Annotated in this window: 15 protein-coding genes; 1 reads left to right on the forward strand and 14 read right to left on the reverse strand. The window is 71.8% G+C overall.

Features of this window, described 5'->3' with window-relative positions; translation table 11 throughout:
* Positions 1-42: 42 nt before the first annotated feature.
* From metK to pyrR, 13 genes are all read right to left on the reverse strand, one after another.
* A complete protein-coding gene (gene metK / locus ABT247_RS02545; protein WP_350736749.1) occupies positions 43-1,251 on the reverse strand; it encodes a methionine adenosyltransferase in 1,209 nt (402 codons plus the stop codon).
* A 150-nt stretch (positions 1,252-1,401) separates the two neighbouring features.
* Positions 1,402-2,631 carry a bifunctional phosphopantothenoylcysteine decarboxylase/phosphopantothenate--cysteine ligase CoaBC gene (coaBC, locus tag ABT247_RS02550; RefSeq protein WP_350736752.1) on the reverse strand — a complete coding sequence of 410 codons (1,230 nt, stop codon included), beginning with the start codon at positions 2,629-2,631 and terminating at the stop codon, positions 1,402-1,404.
* Positions 2,632-2,783: 152 nt separating this feature from the next.
* Positions 2,784-3,053: a DNA-directed RNA polymerase subunit omega gene (rpoZ, locus tag ABT247_RS02555; RefSeq protein WP_350736755.1), complete on the reverse strand. Its 270-nt coding sequence runs from the start codon at positions 3,051-3,053 to the stop codon at positions 2,784-2,786.
* Between the two features lie 37 nt (positions 3,054-3,090).
* Positions 3,091-3,648, reverse strand: coding sequence for a guanylate kinase (gene gmk, locus ABT247_RS02560; RefSeq protein ID WP_350736758.1), 558 nt, complete (start codon positions 3,646-3,648; stop codon positions 3,091-3,093).
* Positions 3,649-3,697: 49 nt separating this feature from the next.
* Positions 3,698-4,024: an integration host factor, actinobacterial type gene (gene mihF / locus ABT247_RS02565; RefSeq protein WP_030290269.1), complete on the reverse strand. Its 327-nt coding sequence runs from the start codon at positions 4,022-4,024 to the stop codon at positions 3,698-3,700.
* A 348-nt stretch (positions 4,025-4,372) separates the two neighbouring features.
* A complete protein-coding gene (pyrF, locus tag ABT247_RS02570; protein WP_350736761.1) occupies positions 4,373-5,206 on the reverse strand; it encodes an orotidine-5'-phosphate decarboxylase in 834 nt (277 codons plus the stop codon).
* A gap of 55 nt (positions 5,207-5,261) precedes the next feature.
* Complete coding sequence (locus ABT247_RS02575; RefSeq protein WP_350736764.1) at positions 5,262-6,365, reverse strand: quinone-dependent dihydroorotate dehydrogenase; 1,104 nt, start codon at positions 6,363-6,365, stop codon at positions 5,262-5,264.
* 86 nt (positions 6,366-6,451) lie between these two features.
* Positions 6,452-9,760 carry a carbamoyl-phosphate synthase large subunit gene (carB, locus tag ABT247_RS02580; RefSeq protein WP_350736767.1) on the reverse strand — a complete coding sequence of 1,103 codons (3,309 nt, stop codon included), beginning with the start codon at positions 9,758-9,760 and terminating at the stop codon, positions 6,452-6,454.
* Positions 9,753-10,910: a glutamine-hydrolyzing carbamoyl-phosphate synthase small subunit gene (gene carA / locus ABT247_RS02585; RefSeq protein WP_350736770.1), complete on the reverse strand. Its 1,158-nt coding sequence runs from the start codon at positions 10,908-10,910 to the stop codon at positions 9,753-9,755. The genes carB and carA overlap by 8 nt, the downstream gene beginning before the upstream one ends.
* A complete protein-coding gene (locus ABT247_RS02590; RefSeq protein WP_350736772.1) occupies positions 10,907-11,530 on the reverse strand; it encodes a PH-like domain-containing protein in 624 nt (207 codons plus the stop codon). Before ABT247_RS02590 ends, carA begins: the two co-directional genes overlap by 4 nt.
* Positions 11,527-12,831 carry a dihydroorotase gene (locus tag ABT247_RS02595; protein ID WP_350736775.1) on the reverse strand — a complete coding sequence of 435 codons (1,305 nt, stop codon included), beginning with the start codon at positions 12,829-12,831 and terminating at the stop codon, positions 11,527-11,529. Before ABT247_RS02595 ends, ABT247_RS02590 begins: the two co-directional genes overlap by 4 nt.
* Positions 12,828-13,817, reverse strand: a complete 990-nt coding sequence (locus tag ABT247_RS02600; protein ID WP_350736778.1) for an aspartate carbamoyltransferase catalytic subunit — start codon at positions 13,815-13,817, stop codon at positions 12,828-12,830. Before ABT247_RS02600 ends, ABT247_RS02595 begins: the two co-directional genes overlap by 4 nt.
* A 4-nt stretch (positions 13,818-13,821) precedes the next feature.
* On the reverse strand, positions 13,822-14,445 hold the full coding sequence (gene pyrR / locus ABT247_RS02605) for a bifunctional pyr operon transcriptional regulator/uracil phosphoribosyltransferase PyrR (RefSeq protein WP_350736781.1): 624 nt from the start codon (positions 14,443-14,445) through the stop codon (positions 13,822-13,824).
* Between the two features lie 330 nt (positions 14,446-14,775).
* Here pyrR and bldD point away from each other — a divergent pair, with 330 nt between their 5' ends.
* Entirely contained in the window at positions 14,776-15,279 is a 504-nt protein-coding gene (gene bldD / locus ABT247_RS02610; RefSeq protein WP_030056198.1) for a transcriptional regulator BldD, read from the forward strand.
* Positions 15,280-15,437: 158 nt separating this feature from the next.
* Here the strand turns inward: bldD and ABT247_RS02615 are convergent, their stop codons facing one another.
* Positions 15,438-16,358, reverse strand: a complete 921-nt coding sequence (locus ABT247_RS02615; RefSeq protein ID WP_350736784.1) for a DUF8829 domain-containing protein — start codon at positions 16,356-16,358, stop codon at positions 15,438-15,440.
* Positions 16,359-16,431: the final 73 nt, after the last annotated feature.

Here is a 16,431-nt window from a genome sequence, read left to right on the forward strand (position 1 = left end):
CCGCCCCCGGGAGGGGCGGGCGCCGCTGCGGAACCGGGGGCGTCAGTCCTGGACGGCGGCCTTCAGCTGCTCGACCCGGTCGGTGCGCTCCCAGGTGAAGTCCGGCAGCTCGCGGCCGAAGTGGCCGTACGCGGCGGTCTGGGCGTAGATCGGGCGCAGCAGGTCCAGGTCGCGGATGATCGCGGCCGGGCGCAGGTCGAAGACCTCGGAGACGGCCTTCTGGATGGCCAGCACCGGGACGGTCTCGGTGCCGAAGGTCTCCACGAACAGGCCGACCGGCTCGGCCTTGCCGATCGCGTACGCGACCTGCACCTCGGCGCGGCTGGCCAGGCCGGCGGCGACGATGTTCTTGGCGACCCAGCGCATCGCGTAGGCGGCCGAGCGGTCGACCTTGGACGGGTCCTTGCCGGAGAAGGCGCCGCCGCCGTGGCGGGCCATGCCGCCGTAGGTGTCGATGATGATCTTCCGGCCGGTGAGGCCGGCGTCGCCCATCGGGCCGCCGATCTCGAAGCGGCCGGTCGGGTTGACCAGCAGCCGGTAGCCGTCGGTGACCAGCTTGATGCCCTGGTCGGCCAGCGCCTTCAGCTCCGGCTCGACGACGAACTCGCGGATGTCCGGGGTGAGCAGCGACTCCAGGTCGATGTCACTGGCGTGCTGGGTCGAGACGACCACGGTGTCCAGGCGGACGGCCTTGTCGCCGTCGTACTCGATGGTCACCTGGGTCTTGCCGTCGGGGCGCAGGTACGGGATCGTCCCGTTCTTGCGGACCTCGGTCAGGCGGCGGGAGAGCCGGTGCGCCAGGGTGATCGGCAGCGGCATCAGCTCGGGCGTCTCGTCGGACGCGTAGCCGAACATCAGGCCCTGGTCGCCGGCCCCCTGCTTGTCCAGGTCGTCGTCGTCACCCTCGACCCGGGCCTCGTACGCGGTGTCGACGCCCTGCGCGATGTCGGGCGACTGCGCACCGATGGACACCGACACGCCGCAGGAGGCGCCGTCGAAGCCCTTCTTGGAGCTGTCGTAGCCGATCTCCAGGATCTTGTCCCGGACGAGCTGGGCGATCGGCGCGTACGCCTTGGTGGTCACCTCGCCGGCCACGTGCACCTGGCCGGTGGTGATGAGCGTCTCCACGGCGACCCGGGAGGTCGGGTCCTCCCGCAGGAGAGCGTCAAGGATGGTGTCGCTGATCTGGTCAGCGATCTTGTCGGGGTGACCCTCGGTCACGGACTCCGAGGTGAACAGGCGGCGAGACACAGCGCTCCCTGGGGTTGCAGCGGCTGCTGACTGAAGGCCCCCGGCGGACCGGGGACATCCGGAAAGACTTGATTCCTGGAGTGTAACGGGCTGATTCCGTCGAACGTCACCCAGTTCCAAAAATGGCGACCGCCCTTGACCAGGGCTCGATCACTTGTCGACCGGTTCGAGACGCTCTGCGACCAGATCCCAGACGACGTCCGCGAGGGCCTCCTTGGGGCCCACCGGGATCGGGGTCTCACTGCCGTCCGAGCCCAGTACGACGGCCTCGTTGACGTCCGTGCCGAAGGCCTTGCCGTTGCCCACCTCGTTGACGACGAGCAGGTCGCAGCCCTTGCGGGCGAGCTTGGCCCGGCCGTTGGCGAGCACGTCGTCGGTCTCCGCCGCGAAACCCACGACCAGTTGGCCCGAACGGGGGCGATGGGCCGACAGCTCGGCCAGGACGTCCGGGTTGCGGACCAGCGCGACGGGCGCCGGTTCGACCCCCTCGACCTTCTTGATCTTGCCGGGGGCGTACTCGGCCGGCCGGAAGTCCGCCACCGCCGCGGCCATCACCACCGCGTCCGCGTCCTCGGCCGCCTTCAACGCCGCCTCGCGCAGCTCCAGGGCCGTCCCGACGTGCACCACGTCCACCCCGGCCGGGTCGGGCAGCTCCGCGTTGGCCGAGACCAACGTCACCCGGGCGCCGCGCGCCGCGGCCGTCACGGCGAGCGCGTAGCCCTGCTTGCCGGAGGAGCGGTTGCCCAGGTAGCGCACCGGGTCCAGCGGCTCCCGGGTGCCGCCGGCCGAGACCACCACGTGCCGTCCGGCCAGGTCGGTCGGCACCGCCCCGCCGCGGCGCAGCACGGCCCGGCAGGCGTCGAAGATCGCGGATGGCTCGGGCAGCCGGCCCTTGCCGGTGTCCTTGCCGGTCAGCCGCCCGACGGCCGGCTCCAGCACGATCACGCCCCGGCTGCGCAGGGTGGCCACGTTGTGGCGGGTGGCCGGGTGCTCCCACATCTCGGTGTGCATGGCGGGCGCCACGACGACCGGGCAGCGGGCGGTGAGCAGGGTGTTGGTCAGCAGGTCGTCGGCGAGCCCGTGGGCGGCCTTGGCGATGAGGTCGGCGGTGGCGGGGGCGACGACCACCAGGTCGGCCTGCTGGCCGATCCGCACGTGCGGCACCTCGTGCACGCTCTCCCAGGTCTCGGTGGCCGCCGGGCGGCCGGACAGCGCGGCCCAGGTGGCCTCGCCGACGAAGTGCAGCGCCGCGGCCGTCGGCACCACGGTGACCTGGTGGCCGGACTCGGTGAACCGGCGCAGCAGCTCGCAGGCCTTGTAGGCGGCGATCCCGCCGCTGACGCCGAGGACGACGCGGGGAGCCTCCGCTTGCGCGCTCATCTGCCGGTACCGACCTTTCTCCTCCATCGGGAACCCGCCCACCCTACGACCCCTCAGCCGGCGCCCGCACGGTGCCCCACCCCCGGCGGGAACGCCGAAGGGCCCGGCGGAAACGATTCCGCCGGGCCCTTCGGGAAACGTACGGGGGTGCCTCAGACGGCGCCCTCGACCGCCTCGGCGGTCAGCATGCCCGCGTTGATCTCGCGCAGCGCGATCGACAGCGGCTTCTCGTGCACGTGGGTGTCGACCAGCGGGCCGACGTACTCCAGCAGGCCCTCACCGAGCTGGGAGTAGTACGCGTTGATCTGGCGCGCGCGCTTGGCGGCGTAGATCACGAGGCTGTACTTGGAGTCGGTGGCCTCGAGCAGCTCGTCGATCGGCGGGTTGATGATGCCCTCGGGCGCGGTCATGGAAGAGGACACGCGAAAACCTTCCGAAAGGGTGGAAAAGACAGACAGGTCAGGCTACACCGAGCAAGGCTAGCAGTTCGGCCGCTACCTGCTCGACGGAGGTGTTGACAAGGGTCGTGTCGAACTCCGGCTCGGCGGCCAGCTCGACCTTGGCGGCCTCCAGACGCTTCTCGATCACGTCCTGCGGCTCGGTGCCCCGGCCGGTGAGCCGGCGGACCAGCTCGTCCCAGCTCGGCGGGGCCAGGAAGACCAGCTGCGCCTCCGGCATCGACGCGCGCACCTGACGGGCGCCCTGCAGATCGATCTCCAGCAGCACGGGCTCGCCGCGCTCCAGCTTCTCCAGCACCGCCGCGCGCGGGGTCCCGTAGCGGTTCCCGGCGAACTCGGCCCACTCCAGCAGCTCGCCGTTGGCGATCAGCTTGTCGAACTCGTCGTTGTCGACGAAGTGGTACTGGACCCCGTTCTTCTCGCCCGGCCTCGGGTGGCGGGTCGTCGCCGACACCGAGAGCCAGACCTCGGGGTGCATCTTCCTCATATGAGCGACGACCGTGCTCTTGCCGACCCCCGAGGGGCCGGAGAGCACGGTCAGCCGCGGACGCTCACTCATGCACCGATTATCCCGGATCGCGGGCGTTCCCGGGACCACGGGGGCACGGTCAGGCGGCGCCACCGCCGAACTCCCGCTCCAGGGAGGCGATCTGGTTCGTGCCGAGGCCACGGACGCGCCGGCTCTCGCTGATGCCGAGGCGCTCCATGATCTGCTTGGCGCGGACCTTGCCCACGCCCGGAAGGGACTCGAGCAGCGCCGAGACCTTCATCTTGCCGATGACGTCGTTGTCGTTCTTGCCGGCCTTGATCACCTCGTGCAGGGAGGCGCCGGAGTGCTTGAGCCGGTTCTTCACCTCGGCGCGCTCCCGGCGAGCCTCGGCGGCCTTGGCGAGCGCGGCGGTGCGCTGTTCAGGGGTAAGGGGCGGAAGAGCCACGCCGTTCACCTCAGGGTCTGGAAGGAAGGGATTGAGCTATGACTGTTTGGTTCTCAGGCCGCCTCCGCAAGTGGAACCACAAGGCCCTGACCTGCGGGAGCTACGGGATTCGCGGCTCTTCGACGACCTATCGCCGGACACTACCCGGATTGCGGCGCCACGTCAGGAAAAGAACACGAAAAGTCCTGGTCAGCCAAGGCCGACCAGGACTTTCCAGGGCAAAATGACCGCGATTGCGAGACTTTGGCGGCCCCGGTGTGACGGCGCTCACGTCAAGCGCCGCGGAGCCGCCCGGTGCTGGGCACACTGCGCAGGGTCACCGGACGGTTACCGGCCGACGACCCTCCGCTACCCGACCGCGTCCGCGAACCCGCCGGCGAAGCGGTCCGCCGCCTCCCGCAGCGCCGCCGCCGACGGCCCGTGCCTGAGCACGTCCCGGCTGACGCTCGGCACCACGTTGATCACCGAGGCGCCGAACACCCGCGGCAGGTCCGCCATGGTCGCGCCCTGGGCGCCGATCCCGGGGGCCAGCAGCGGGCCGTTGATCGCCAGCTCCACACCCGCGTCGGCCAGCGTCGCACCGACCACCGCCCCGAAGGAGCCCAGCGGCGCCGCGCCCGCGTTCTCGGCCGCCAGGTGGCGCAGCACCGCCGCCGCGACCGGCTCGCCGTCCGCACCGACCGCGCGCTGCACCTCGGCGCCCTCCGGGTTGGAGGTGAGCGCCAGCGCGAACACCCCGCAGCCCTGCTCCCGGGCCAGGTCCAGGGCCGGGCGCAGCGAGCCGAAGCCCAGGTACGGGCTGACCGTCACGGCGTCCGAGAACAGCGGGCTCGCCGGTGACAGGAAGGCCTCCGCGTAGGCGGCCATGGTGGAGCCGATGTCGCCGCGCTTGGCGTCCATCAGGACCAGCGCACCGGCCGACCGGGCCTCCTCGACGGTCTTCTCCAGCACGGCGACGCCCCGGCTGCCGAAGCGCTCGAAGAAGGCGGCCTGCGGCTTGAGCACGGCCACCCGGTCGGCCAGCGCCTCGACCACGGTCCGGCTGAAGGTCTCCAGCCCGGCGAGGTCGTCACCGAGCCCCCAGGCGGCGAGCAGGGAGGCGTGCGGATCGATGCCGACGCAGAGCTGGCCGCGGGTGTCGAGGGCCTGGCGCAGCCGGGCTCCGAACGGGGCGAGGGTCATGTCGTCCTTTCCAGGGTTTCCGGCTTTCCAGGGTTCCCGGAGCCGATCGGGGAGGTCACGAACTGCGGACGGCGCTGCCGACGGCCGCCGCGAGGTCGCGGAAGCCCGCCGCGCGGATCCGCGCGGAGAGGCCCTTGTGGATCCGGCGGCACCAGAAGGGCCCCTCGTAGATGAAGGCGCTGTAGCCCTGGACGAGGTCGGCGCCGTGGATGATCCGCTGCCAGGCGTCCTCGGCGGTCTCCACGCCGCCGACCGAGACCAGCACCAGCCGGCCCTCGGTGCGGGCGCGCAGCCGCTGGAGCACCTCCAGGGCGCGGGCCTTCAGCGGGGCGCCGGACAGGCCCCCCATGCCGATCTCCTCGATCCGCCGCGCGTCGGCCCGCAGGCCCTCGCGGCCGATCGTGGTGTTGGTGGCGATGATCCCGTCCAGGCCCAGCTCCAGGGCGAGGTCGGCGACCGCGTCGACGTCCTCGTCGGCCAGGTCGGGGGCGATCTTGACCAGCAGCGGCACGTGGTGCGCGGTGGTGCGGTCGGCGGCCTCGCGGACGGCGGCCAGCAGCGGGCGCAGGTGGTCCACGGCCTGCAGGTTGCGCAGCCCGGGGGTGTTCGGCGAGCTGACGTTGACCACCAGGTAGTCGGCGTACCTGGCCAGCCGCTCGGTGGACTTGACGTAGTCGGCGACGGCGTCGGCCTCCTCCACCACCTTGGTCTTGCCGATGTTGACGCCGATCACCGGGGTGGAGCTGGTGTGGGGGCGGGCCGCCAGCCGGGCCGCGACCCGCGCCGAGCCCTGGTTGTTGAAGCCCATCCGGTTGATCAGCGCGCGGTCCTCGACCAGGCGGAACAGCCGGGGCGCCGGGTTGCCCGGCTGGGGTTCGCCGGTGATGGTGCCGATCTCGACGTAGTCGAAGCCGAGCATCGCCAGGCCGTCGATGCCGACGCCGTTCTTGTCGAAGCCGGCCGCCAGCCCGAACGGGCCGGGGAGGTCGAGGCCGAGGGCCCTGGTGCGCAGCGCCCGGTCGCGCGGCGCGAGGACGAGCCGCACCAGGGTGCGCAGGCCGGGCACCGAGGAGGCCAGCCGGATCCAGAAGAACGCGAGGTGGTGGGCCCTCTCCGGGTCCATCCGCTTGAAGACGAGGTCGAACAGAAGCTTGTACAAGGGGTCAACTCCAGGGTCGCGGGCCGGTTTCGAGCATGGAAGTGGGGGGCACCCAACTGGCTCCGGTGCCCCCCACTGCGGTGGCGCTACTTGCGGCCGGCGTTGATCAGCTCGGCGTGCTCCTGGAGTGACATCACCCCGACCTCGTCGCGCAGCTGCGCGTCCATGCCCTGGACGGCCGCGCCCATCGCCTGGACGGTGGTCAGGCACGGGACACCGCGCGAGACGGCCGCGGTGCGGATCTCGTAGCCGTCGAGGCGCCCTCCGGTGCCGTACGGCGTGTTGATGATGAGGTCGACCTCGCCGTCGTGGATCAGCTGGACGATGGTCTTCTCGCCGTTCGGGCCCTCGCCCTCGCTGTGCTTGCGCACCAGCGTGGACGGGATGCCGCCGCGGTGGAGCACCTCGGCGGTGCCGGCGGTGGCGAGCACCTCGAAGCCGAGGCCGACCAGCGCCCGGGCCGGGAAGACCAGGTTGCGCTTGTCGCGGTTGGCGACGGAGACGAAGACCTTGCCCTTGGTCGGCAGCGCGCCGTACGCGCCGGACTGGGCCTTGGCGTAGGCGGTGCCGAAGACCTTGTCGATGCCCATGACCTCACCGGTCGAGCGCATCTCCGGGCCGAGGACGGTGTCCACGCCGCGGCCGTGGATGTCGCGGAAGCGGCTCCACGGCATCACGGCCTCCTTGACCGCGATCGGCGCGTCGGCGGGCAGGGTGCCGCCGTCGCCCTCGGCCGGGAGCAGACCCTCGGCGCGCAGCTCGGCGATGGTGGCGCCGAGCGAGATCCGGGCGGCGGCCTTGGCCAGCGGCACCGCGGTCGCCTTGGAGGTGAAGGGGACGGTGCGGGAGGCACGCGGGTTGGCCTCCAGCACGTAGAGGATGTCCCCGGCCAGCGCGAACTGGATGTTGATCAGGCCGCGGACGCCGACACCGCGCGCGATGGCCTCCGTGGAGGTGCGCAGCCGCTTGATGTCGTAGCCGCCGAGGGTGATCGGGGGCAGCGCGCAGGCGGAGTCACCGGAGTGGATGCCGGCCTCCTCGATGTGCTCCATGACGCCGCCGAGGTAGAGCTCGGTGCCGTCGTAGAGCGCGTCGACGTCGATCTCCACCGCGTCGTCCAGGAAGCGGTCGATCAGCACCGGGTGCTCGGAGATCAGACCGGCGTGCCGCTCCAGGTAGGAGGCGAGCGACGCCTCGTCGTAGACGATCTCCATGCCGCGGCCGCCGAGCACGTACGACGGGCGGGCGAGGACGGGGTAGCCGATCTCGTCGGCGATCGCCTTGGCCTCCTCGAAGGAGAAGGCGGTGCCGTGCTTGGGGGCGGGCAGGCCGGCGTCGCGCAGCACGCGGCCGAAGGCGCCGCGCTCCTCGGCGAGGTCGATCGCCTCGGGCTGGGTGCCGACGATCGGCACGCCGTTGTCCTTGAGGGCCTGGGCCAGGCCGAGCGGGGTCTGGCCGCCGAGCTGGACGATCACACCGGCCAGCGGGCCGGCCTGCCGCTCGGCGTGGACGATCTCCAGGACGTCCTCCAGGGTGAGCGGCTCGAAGTAGAGCCGGTCGGAGGTGTCGTAGTCGGTGGAGACGGTCTCCGGGTTGCAGTTGACCATGACGGTCTCGTACCCGGCGTCGGCCAGCGCGAAGGAGGCGTGGACGCAGGAGTAGTCGAACTCGATGCCCTGGCCGATGCGGTTCGGGCCGGAGCCGAGGATGATCACGGCCGGCTTGGTGCGCGGGGCGACCTCGCTCTCCTCGTCGTAGGACGAGTAGAAGTACGGGGTCTTGGCGGCGAACTCGGCGGCGCAGGTGTCGACGGTCTTGAACACCGGGCGGATGCCGAGCGCGTGGCGCACCTCGCGCACCACGTCGGGGCGCAGGCCGCGGATCTCGCCGATCTGCTGGTCGGAGAAGCCGTGCCGCTTGGCGTGGCGCAGCAGCTCGGGGGTGAGCTCGGCGGCCTCGGCCAGCTCGCCGGCGATCTCGTCGAGCAGGAAGAGCTGGTCGACGAACCACGGGTCGATCTTGGTCGCGTCGAACACCTCCTCCGGGGTGGCCCCGGCCCGGATGGCGTCCATCACGGTGTTGATCCGGCCGTCGGTCGGCACGGCGGCCTTGACCAGCAGCTCGGACTTGTCGCCCAGCGGAGTGGTCCAGCTGAACTGGGAGCCCTTCTTCTCCAGCGAGCGCAGCGCCTTCTGGAGCGCCTCGGGGAAGTTGCGGCCCAGCGCCATGGCCTCGCCGACGGACTTCATGGTGGTGGTCAGCGTGGCGTCGGCGCTCGGGAACTTCTCGAACGCGAACCGCGGCACCTTGACGACGACGTAGTCGAGGGTCGGCTCGAAGGAGGCCGGGGTCTCGGCGGTGATGTCGTTGGGGATCTCGTCCAAGGTGTAGCCGACGGCCAGCTTGGCGGCGATCTTGGCGATCGGGAAGCCGGTGGCCTTGGAGGCGAGCGCCGAGGAGCGGGAGACGCGCGGGTTCATCTCGATGACGATGACCCGGCCGTCGACGGGGTTGACGGCGAACTGGATGTTGCAGCCGCCGGTGTCGACGCCGACCTCGCGGATGACGGCGATGCCGACGTCGCGCAGGATCTGGTACTCGCGGTCGGTGAGCGTCATCGCCGGGGCGACGGTGATCGAGTCACCGGTGTGGACGCCCATCGGGTCGAAGTTCTCGATGGAGCAGACGACCACGACGTTGTCGTTCTTGTCGCGCATCAGCTCCAGCTCGTACTCCTTCCAGCCGAGGATGGACTCCTCCAGGAGCACCTCGGTGGTCGGCGAGAGCGCCAGGCCCTGGCCGGCGATGCGGCGCAGGTCCTCCTCGTTGTGGGCGAAGCCGGAGCCGGCGCCGCCCATGGTGAAGGAGGGGCGGACCACGACCGGGTAGCCGCCGAGGGTGTCGACCCCGGCCAGCACCTCGTCCATGCTGTGGCAGATGACCGAGCGGGCGGACTCACCGTGGCCGATCTTGGCCTTGACGGCCTCGACGACGCCCTTGAACAGGTCGCGGTCCTCGCCCTTGTTGATCGCCTCGACGTCGGCGCCGATCAGCTCGACGCCGTACTTCTCCAGCGTGCCCGCCTTGTGCAGCGAGATCGCGGTGTTCAGCGCGGTCTGGCCGCCCAGGGTCGGCAGCAGCGCGTCGGGGCGCTCCTTGGCGATGATCTTCTCGACGAACTCCGGGGTGATCGGCTCGACGTAGGTGGCGTCGGCGATCTCCGGGTCGGTCATGATCGTGGCCGGGTTGGAGTTGACCAGCACGACCCGCAGGCCCTCGGCCTTGAGGACGCGGCAGGCCTGGGTGCCCGAGTAGTCGAACTCGGCGGCCTGGCCGATGACGATCGGGCCGGAGCCGATCACCAGGACGGACTTGATGTCAGTGCGCTTAGGCACGCTGGCCCTCCATGAGCTTCACGAAGCGGTCGAACAGGTAGGCGGCGTCGTGCGGGCCGGCGGCCGCTTCGGGGTGGTACTGCACGCTGAAGGCGGGCACGTCGAGCGCCTGCAGGCCCTCGACCACGTCGTCGTTGAGGCAGACGTGGGAGACCTCGACCCGCCCGTAGGGGGTGTCGCTCACCCGGTCCAGCGGCGCGTCCACGGCGAAGCCGTGGTTGTGGGCGGTCACCTCGACCTTGCCGGTGGTGCGGTCCTGCACCGGCTGGTTGATGCCGCGGTGGCCGTACTTGAGCTTGTAGGTGCCGAAGCCCAGGGCGCGGCCGAGGATCTGGTTGCCGAAGCAGATGCCGAAGAACGGGGTGCCCCGCTCCAGGACGCCCTGCGCGACGGCGACCTGGTGGTCGGCGGTGGCCGGGTCTCCCGGGCCGTTGGAGAAGAACACGCCGTCCGGGGAGACGGCGTAGACGTCCTCGAGGCTGGAGTCGGCCGGCAGCACGTGCACCTCGATGCCGCGCTCGGCCATCCGCTGCGGGGTCATCGCCTTGATGCCGAGGTCCAGCGCGGCGACGGTGAACCTCTTCTCACCGACGGCGGGCACCACGTACGGCTCGGTGGTGGCCACCTCGGCGCACAGGTCGGCGCCCTTCATCTCCGGCGACTGCTGCACCCGGGTGAGCAGGGCGGCCTCGTCGGCCACCGCCTCGCCGGAGAAGATGCCGCAGCGCATGGCGCCGCGCTCGCGCAGGTGGCGGGTCAGCGCGCGGGTGTCGATGCCGCTGATGCCGACGATGCCCTGGCGGGCCAGCTCCTCGTCCAGCGAGCGGCGGGAGCGCCAGTTGGACGCCACCCGGGCGGGGTCGCGGACGACGTAGCCGGCGACCCAGATCTGCCTGGACTCGTCGTCCTCGTCGTTCCAGCCGGTGTTGCCGATCTGCGGGGCGGTCATCACGACCACCTGGCGGTGGTACGACGGGTCGGTCAGGGTCTCCTGGTAGCCGGACATGCCGGTGTTGAAGACCGCCTCGCCGAAGGTCTCGCCGATCGCGCCGTAGGCCTGGCCGCGGAAGGTCCGGCCGTCCTCCAGGACGAGCACGGCAGGGACCCGGTCCCGCCGTTGGCGCTGCGTGGTGGGGGCAGGTGCGGTCATTGCGCGGCCTCTTCCGTCTTCGTCTTCGTACGTGTTGCGAGCTGGGCGATCGCCTCGACCCAGGCGGTGTGCTCATCGGGGTGGTCGGCCCGGAAGCCGGACTCCAGTTCGGTCTCCGTGGAGGTCCCCCCGGCCGAGGGCTGGGGGAGCGTCCAGGTGACGACGAGCAGTCCGGACGGGACGACCTTGCCCGCGATGGCGGAGTCCGTCCGGGCGCCCTTCAGGTGCTCGGCCGGGATCCAGAAGTCCACGTCGCCGGGGCGCCGCACCAGCAGGCCGTCCTCGCCGAGGGTGAGGTCGGCGCGGCTGCGGGTGCCCAGGCCGTGGGCGACGACCCGGTCGAGCCAGTCCCCGGCGGTGGTGGTGCCGTGGTACCGGCCGCTGGTCTCCAGGATGGTCCGGCCGGCGCCGGCCGGCACGGCGGGCAGCGGCGGGATGCCGGACTGCAGGGTGCGCCGCCAGTTCCAGCCCTGGCGCATCAGCCAGTAGACCAGGCCGATGACGATCACCAGTCCGACGGACCAGCCGATGTAGCCGGGCCAGTTGGTGACCTTCGCCTGCTCCTTGGCGAGCAGGGCGTGGGCCGCCGGACCGAGCGTCCCCGCGGCGGTCCCGGTCATGCCGGGCCGCCCTGCTCGGTCGGCTCACCGGCCAGCACGGTGGCGCGGCCGCGCAGGAAGGTGGCGTGCACCCGTCCGGGCAGGTCCATGCCCTTGTAGGGGGTGTTGCGGCTGCGGGTGGCGAAGCTGTCCGGATTCACGGCACCACGGTACGCGGGATCGAACAGCACCAGGTTGGCGGGCTCACCAGCCGAGATCGGCCGGCCGTGCCCGGTGAGACGGCCGATCCGGGCCGGGCGGTGCGACATCCGGTCGGCGACGCCCTCCCAGTTCAGCAGGCCGGTGTCGACCATGGTCTGCTGGACGACCGACAGCGCGGTCTCCAGGCCGACCATGCCCATCGCGGCCACGGCCCACTCGCAGTCCTTGTCCTCGGCCGGGTGCGGCGCGTGGTCGGTGGCGACGGCGTCGATGGTGCCGTCGGCGAGGGCCTTGCGCAGCGCCTGGACGTCCTCGGCGGTGCGCAGCGGCGGGTTCACCTTGTACACCGGGTCGTAGGAGCGGACGAGTTCGTCGGTGAGCAGCAGGTGGTGCGGGGTGACCTCGGCGGTGACGTCCCAGCCCTTGGCCTTGGCCCAGCGGATGATCTCGACGGAGCCGGCCGTGGAGACGTGGCAGACGTGCAGCCGGGAGCCGACGTGCGCGGCCAGCAGCACGTCGCGGGCGATGATCGACTCCTCGGCGACGGCCGGCCAGCCGCCGAGCCCGAGCTCGCCGGAGACCTGGCCCTCGTTCATCTGGGCGCCCTCGGTCAGCCGCGGTTCCTGGGCGTGCTGGGCGACGACGCCGTCGAAGGCCTTGACGTACTCCAGGGCGCGGCGCATCAGCACCGCGTCGTCCACGCACTTGCCGTCGTCCGAGAAGACCCGGACGTTCGCGGCGGACTCGTGCATCGCGCCGAGTTCGGCGAGCTTCTTGCCCTCCAGGCCGACGGTGACGGCGCCGACCGGCTGGACGTCGCAGTAGCCGGCCTCCTGGCCGAGCCGCCAGACCTGCTCGACCACGCCGGCGGTGTCGGCCACCGGGGTCGTGTTGGCCATCGCGTGCACGGCGGTGAAGCCGCCCATCGCGGCGGCCCGGGTGCCGGTGAGCACGGTCTCGGCGTCCTCGCGGCCGGGCTCCCGCAGGTGGGTGTGCAGGTCGACCAGGCCGGGCAGGACGACCATGCCGGTGGCGTCGATCTCGATGTCCGCCTCGACGGCCAGGCCGGTGCCGACCGCCTGGATGACGCCGTCGGCGAGGTGGAGGTCCTGCGGGGCGCCGCCCAGGACCTTGGCGTTGCGGATCAGGTAGCTGGTCACTGAGCGGTCTCCACGGAGTCGGTGCGGGCGGGCTCGCCGGAGCCGTCGGCGAAGACGGCGCCGCCGAGCAGCAGGTAGAGGACGGCCATCCGGACGGAGACGCCGTTGGCGACCTGCTCGACCACGGTGCAGCGCGGCGAGTCGGCGACCTCGGCGGTGATCTCCATGCCGCGGACCATCGGGCCGGGGTGCATCACGATGGCGTGCTCGGGCAGCTGGGCCATCCGGATGCCGTTCATGCCGTAGCGGCGGCTGTACTCGCGCTCGGTCGGGAAGAACGCGGCGTTCATCCGCTCGCGCTGCACCCGCAGCATCATCAGCGCGTCGGTCTTGGGCAGCACGCTGTCGAGGTCGTAGCTGATCTCGCAGGGCCAGTTCTCGATGCCGATGGGCAGCAGGGTCGGCGGCGCGACGAAGGTGACCTGGGCACCGAGGGTGGTCAGCAGGTGCACGTTGGAGCGGGCGACGCGGCTGTGCAGGACGTCGCCGACGATGGTCACCCGGCGCCCGGCGAGGTCGTTGCCGGCGCCCCGGTTGAGGTGGCGGCGCATGGTGAAGGCGTCGAGCAGCGCCTGGGTGGGGTGCTCGTGGGTGCCGTCACCGGCGTTGATGACGCTGCCGTGCAGCCAGTCGGACTGAGCCAGCCGGGCCGGCGCGCCGGAGGCGTGGTGCCGGATGACGACCGCGTCGGCGCCCATCGCCTGGAGGGTCAGGGCGGTGTCCTTGAGGCTCTCGCCCTTGGAGACCGAGGAGCCCTTGGCGGAGAAGTTGATGACGTCGGCGGAGAGCCGCTTCTCGGCGACCTCGAAGGAGGTCTTGGTGCGGGTGGAGTCCTCGAAGAAGAGGTTGACGACGGTGCGGCCGCGCAGCGTGGGCAGCTTCTTGACGGCCCGCCCGGAGAGCTGGGCCAGCTCCTCGGCGGTGTCCAGGATCAGCAGCGCGTCGTCGCGGCTGAGATCGGCGGCGGAGACGAGGTGGCGCTTCACGCGGCTACTCCGGGAGGTGCGGTTCGGTGGGCTGGAAGGCCAGGGCCTGCGAGCTGCGCGCGGCGTGGTCGCGGTCGCCGACCAGGACGGCGTCCACGCCGTCGGTGTCGGCCAGGCGCACCTGCACGGCCTCGCGCAGCGAGGTGGGGAGGTTCTTGCCCACGTAGTCGGCCCGGATCGGCAGCTCGCGGTGGCCGCGGTCGACCAGGACGGCGAGCTGGACGGCCCGCGGGCGGCCGATGTCGTTCAGCGCGTCGAGCGCGGCGCGGATGGTGCGGCCGGAGAACAGCACGTCGTCGACCAGGATCACCAGCTTGCCGTCGATGCCGCCGGGCGGGATCTCGGTGTGCTCCAGGGCGCGGGCGGGCTTCAGCCGCAGGTCGTCCCGGTACATGGTGATGTCCAGGGTGCCCAGCGGGATGTCGCTGCCGGTGATCTGGGCCAGCCGGCCGTGCAGGCGGCGGGCGAGGTGGACGCCCCTGGTGTGGATGCCGAGCAGCACGACGTCCTCCGCGCCCTTGGCGCGCTCGACGATCTCGTGCGCTATCCGGGTGACGACCCGGGCGATGTCCGAGCCGTCCAGCACCGGGTGCGGCGGCCGCGGCGTCGGTTCGTGGTGTGCGGTCATGCCGAAGCGGACCTCCTTCCCCGCCTCACGGGACGGGCCTTAAAGGATGTCTGGGATCTGCCCCCGCCGAACCGGGCGCGGGCTTCGGGTCATCCTATCAGCGCCGCGGGAGGCAAACGGACGTCCACCGTTCCGCTTCGCCGGGTTCACGCCCCGGATGCGCCCAGGATGCGGGCCATTCGCACGACTGCCCCATTCGGCTTGACGCAACACCTTACTCTACGTAACCTCACAGTGAGTTACGAGACGGGTGTCGAACCCACCGGTAACGACGCCGGCCAAGCCCGTGACCCACCACTGAACGCGAAGCAATCTCGTCCGGGGAGATCAATGTCCAGCGACTACGCGAAGCAGCTCGGAGGCAAGCTCCGAGCGATCCGCACTCAGCAGGGGCTCTCCCTGCACGGTGTCGAGGAGAAGTCCCAGGGGCGCTGGAAGGCGGTCGTCGTCGGCTCGTACGAGCGCGGCGACCGTGCGGTCACCGTGCAGCGGCTGGCCGAGCTGGCCGAGTTCTACGGCGTTCCGGTGCAGGAGCTGCTGCCCGGCGGCACCCCCGGCGGCGCGGCCGAGCCGCCGCCGCGCCTGGTCCTCGACCTGGAGAGACTGACCCAGGTCCCGTCCGAGAAGGCAGGTCCGCTGCAGCGCTACGCGGCGACCATCCAGAGCCAGCGCGGCGACTACAACGGCAAGGTCCTCTCGATCCGCCAGGACGACCTGCGCACGCTGGCCGTGATCTACGACCAGTCGCCGTCGATCCTCACCGAGCAGCTGATCTCCTGGGGCGTGCTCAACCCCGACGCGCGCCGCGCGGTGCGCGAGGAGGACGCGAGCTGACGCTCGCCGCCTCCGCAGGCGATCTGTTGCACGACCCGCTCCACCTCTGCTCCTGATCGCGGCTCCCCATGGGGCCGGGAATACCGATTACCAAGCAGAAACGTCACGGCGCGGTCCCCAGAACGGGGGCCGCGCCGCGGCTTTTCGGGCGCCGCCGGTCAGCAGACCGTACCCAGGCTGTAACCGGGCCGCGCCGCCACGCCGTCCAGCCGCACCGGGCGGGCGGCCGGCGCCCAGTCCGGGCCGCCGGTGGACCAGGCCCAGGCGGCCGGCAGGTACTCGCCGCAGCCGGCGGCCGAGCCCTGCGAGCCGTGCAGCACCGCGACGCCCGGCAGCTCCAGCGCCAGCCCGGCGCAAAGCACCGCGCAGACCAGCTCGAGGTCCTCGTCGTTGATCCGCACCACGCCGTCCTCCCACTGCAGGACCCGGGCCGCGGCGGCCAGCTTCCCGTCCGGGGCGTCGACCCGCAGTCGCAGCTCGTACACCCCGGCGCCGGCGCCGACCAGCATCCGGCGGAAGACCTCGGCCCCGCGCTGGTGGGCGGCGCGCACCCAGCGGCCGTGGTCCTCGTCGTCCTCGCCCGCGCCCCCGTACAGGCCGCCGTCGAGCAGCAGGTCGGCGTGGCGCAGCGTCAGGCCGTTCTCCCGGGCGCGGACCAGGCGGGGCACGAAGTCCCCGGCCAGCTCCTCGCCCTGATAGGCCAGCAGCTGGGTGCGCAGCGGCGGGTTGACGAGGTAGCGCTCGCGCGCGGAGGGCTCCGCCGGGTCCAGCCGGTGCAGCAGGCAGAACTCCTCGAAGTCCTGCGGGTGGAACATCCGGGCCCGCACCGTCTCGAACCGCTCCAGTGCGTCGGCCAGCAGTTCGGCGGTGTCGGCGAGGTAGTGCTCGTAGTCGGGGGCGTCGCACACGCCCCAGGCGCGGGCCCGCTGGAAGTCCGCGGCGTTGGTGAGCACTCCGATGACGAACGCCTGGTCGGCGCCCTCGACCCGCCGCGGGTGGTGCGGCGCCCGCAGCGCGGGCCGCAGGCCGCCGGCGGTGCAGTCGGGGTTACGGCGGGCGCGGCCCTTGCGGCTGGTCATCGAGGCTCCTGGCGTCGGCGGGCGACCGTCGGCGGTGACGGTCAGCGGCGGGGCTCGCCGCTGACCGTGTTAC

Source organism: Kitasatospora sp. NPDC001539 (assembly GCF_040298565.1).
Taxonomy (GTDB): Bacteria; Actinomycetota; Actinomycetes; order Streptomycetales; family Streptomycetaceae; genus Kitasatospora.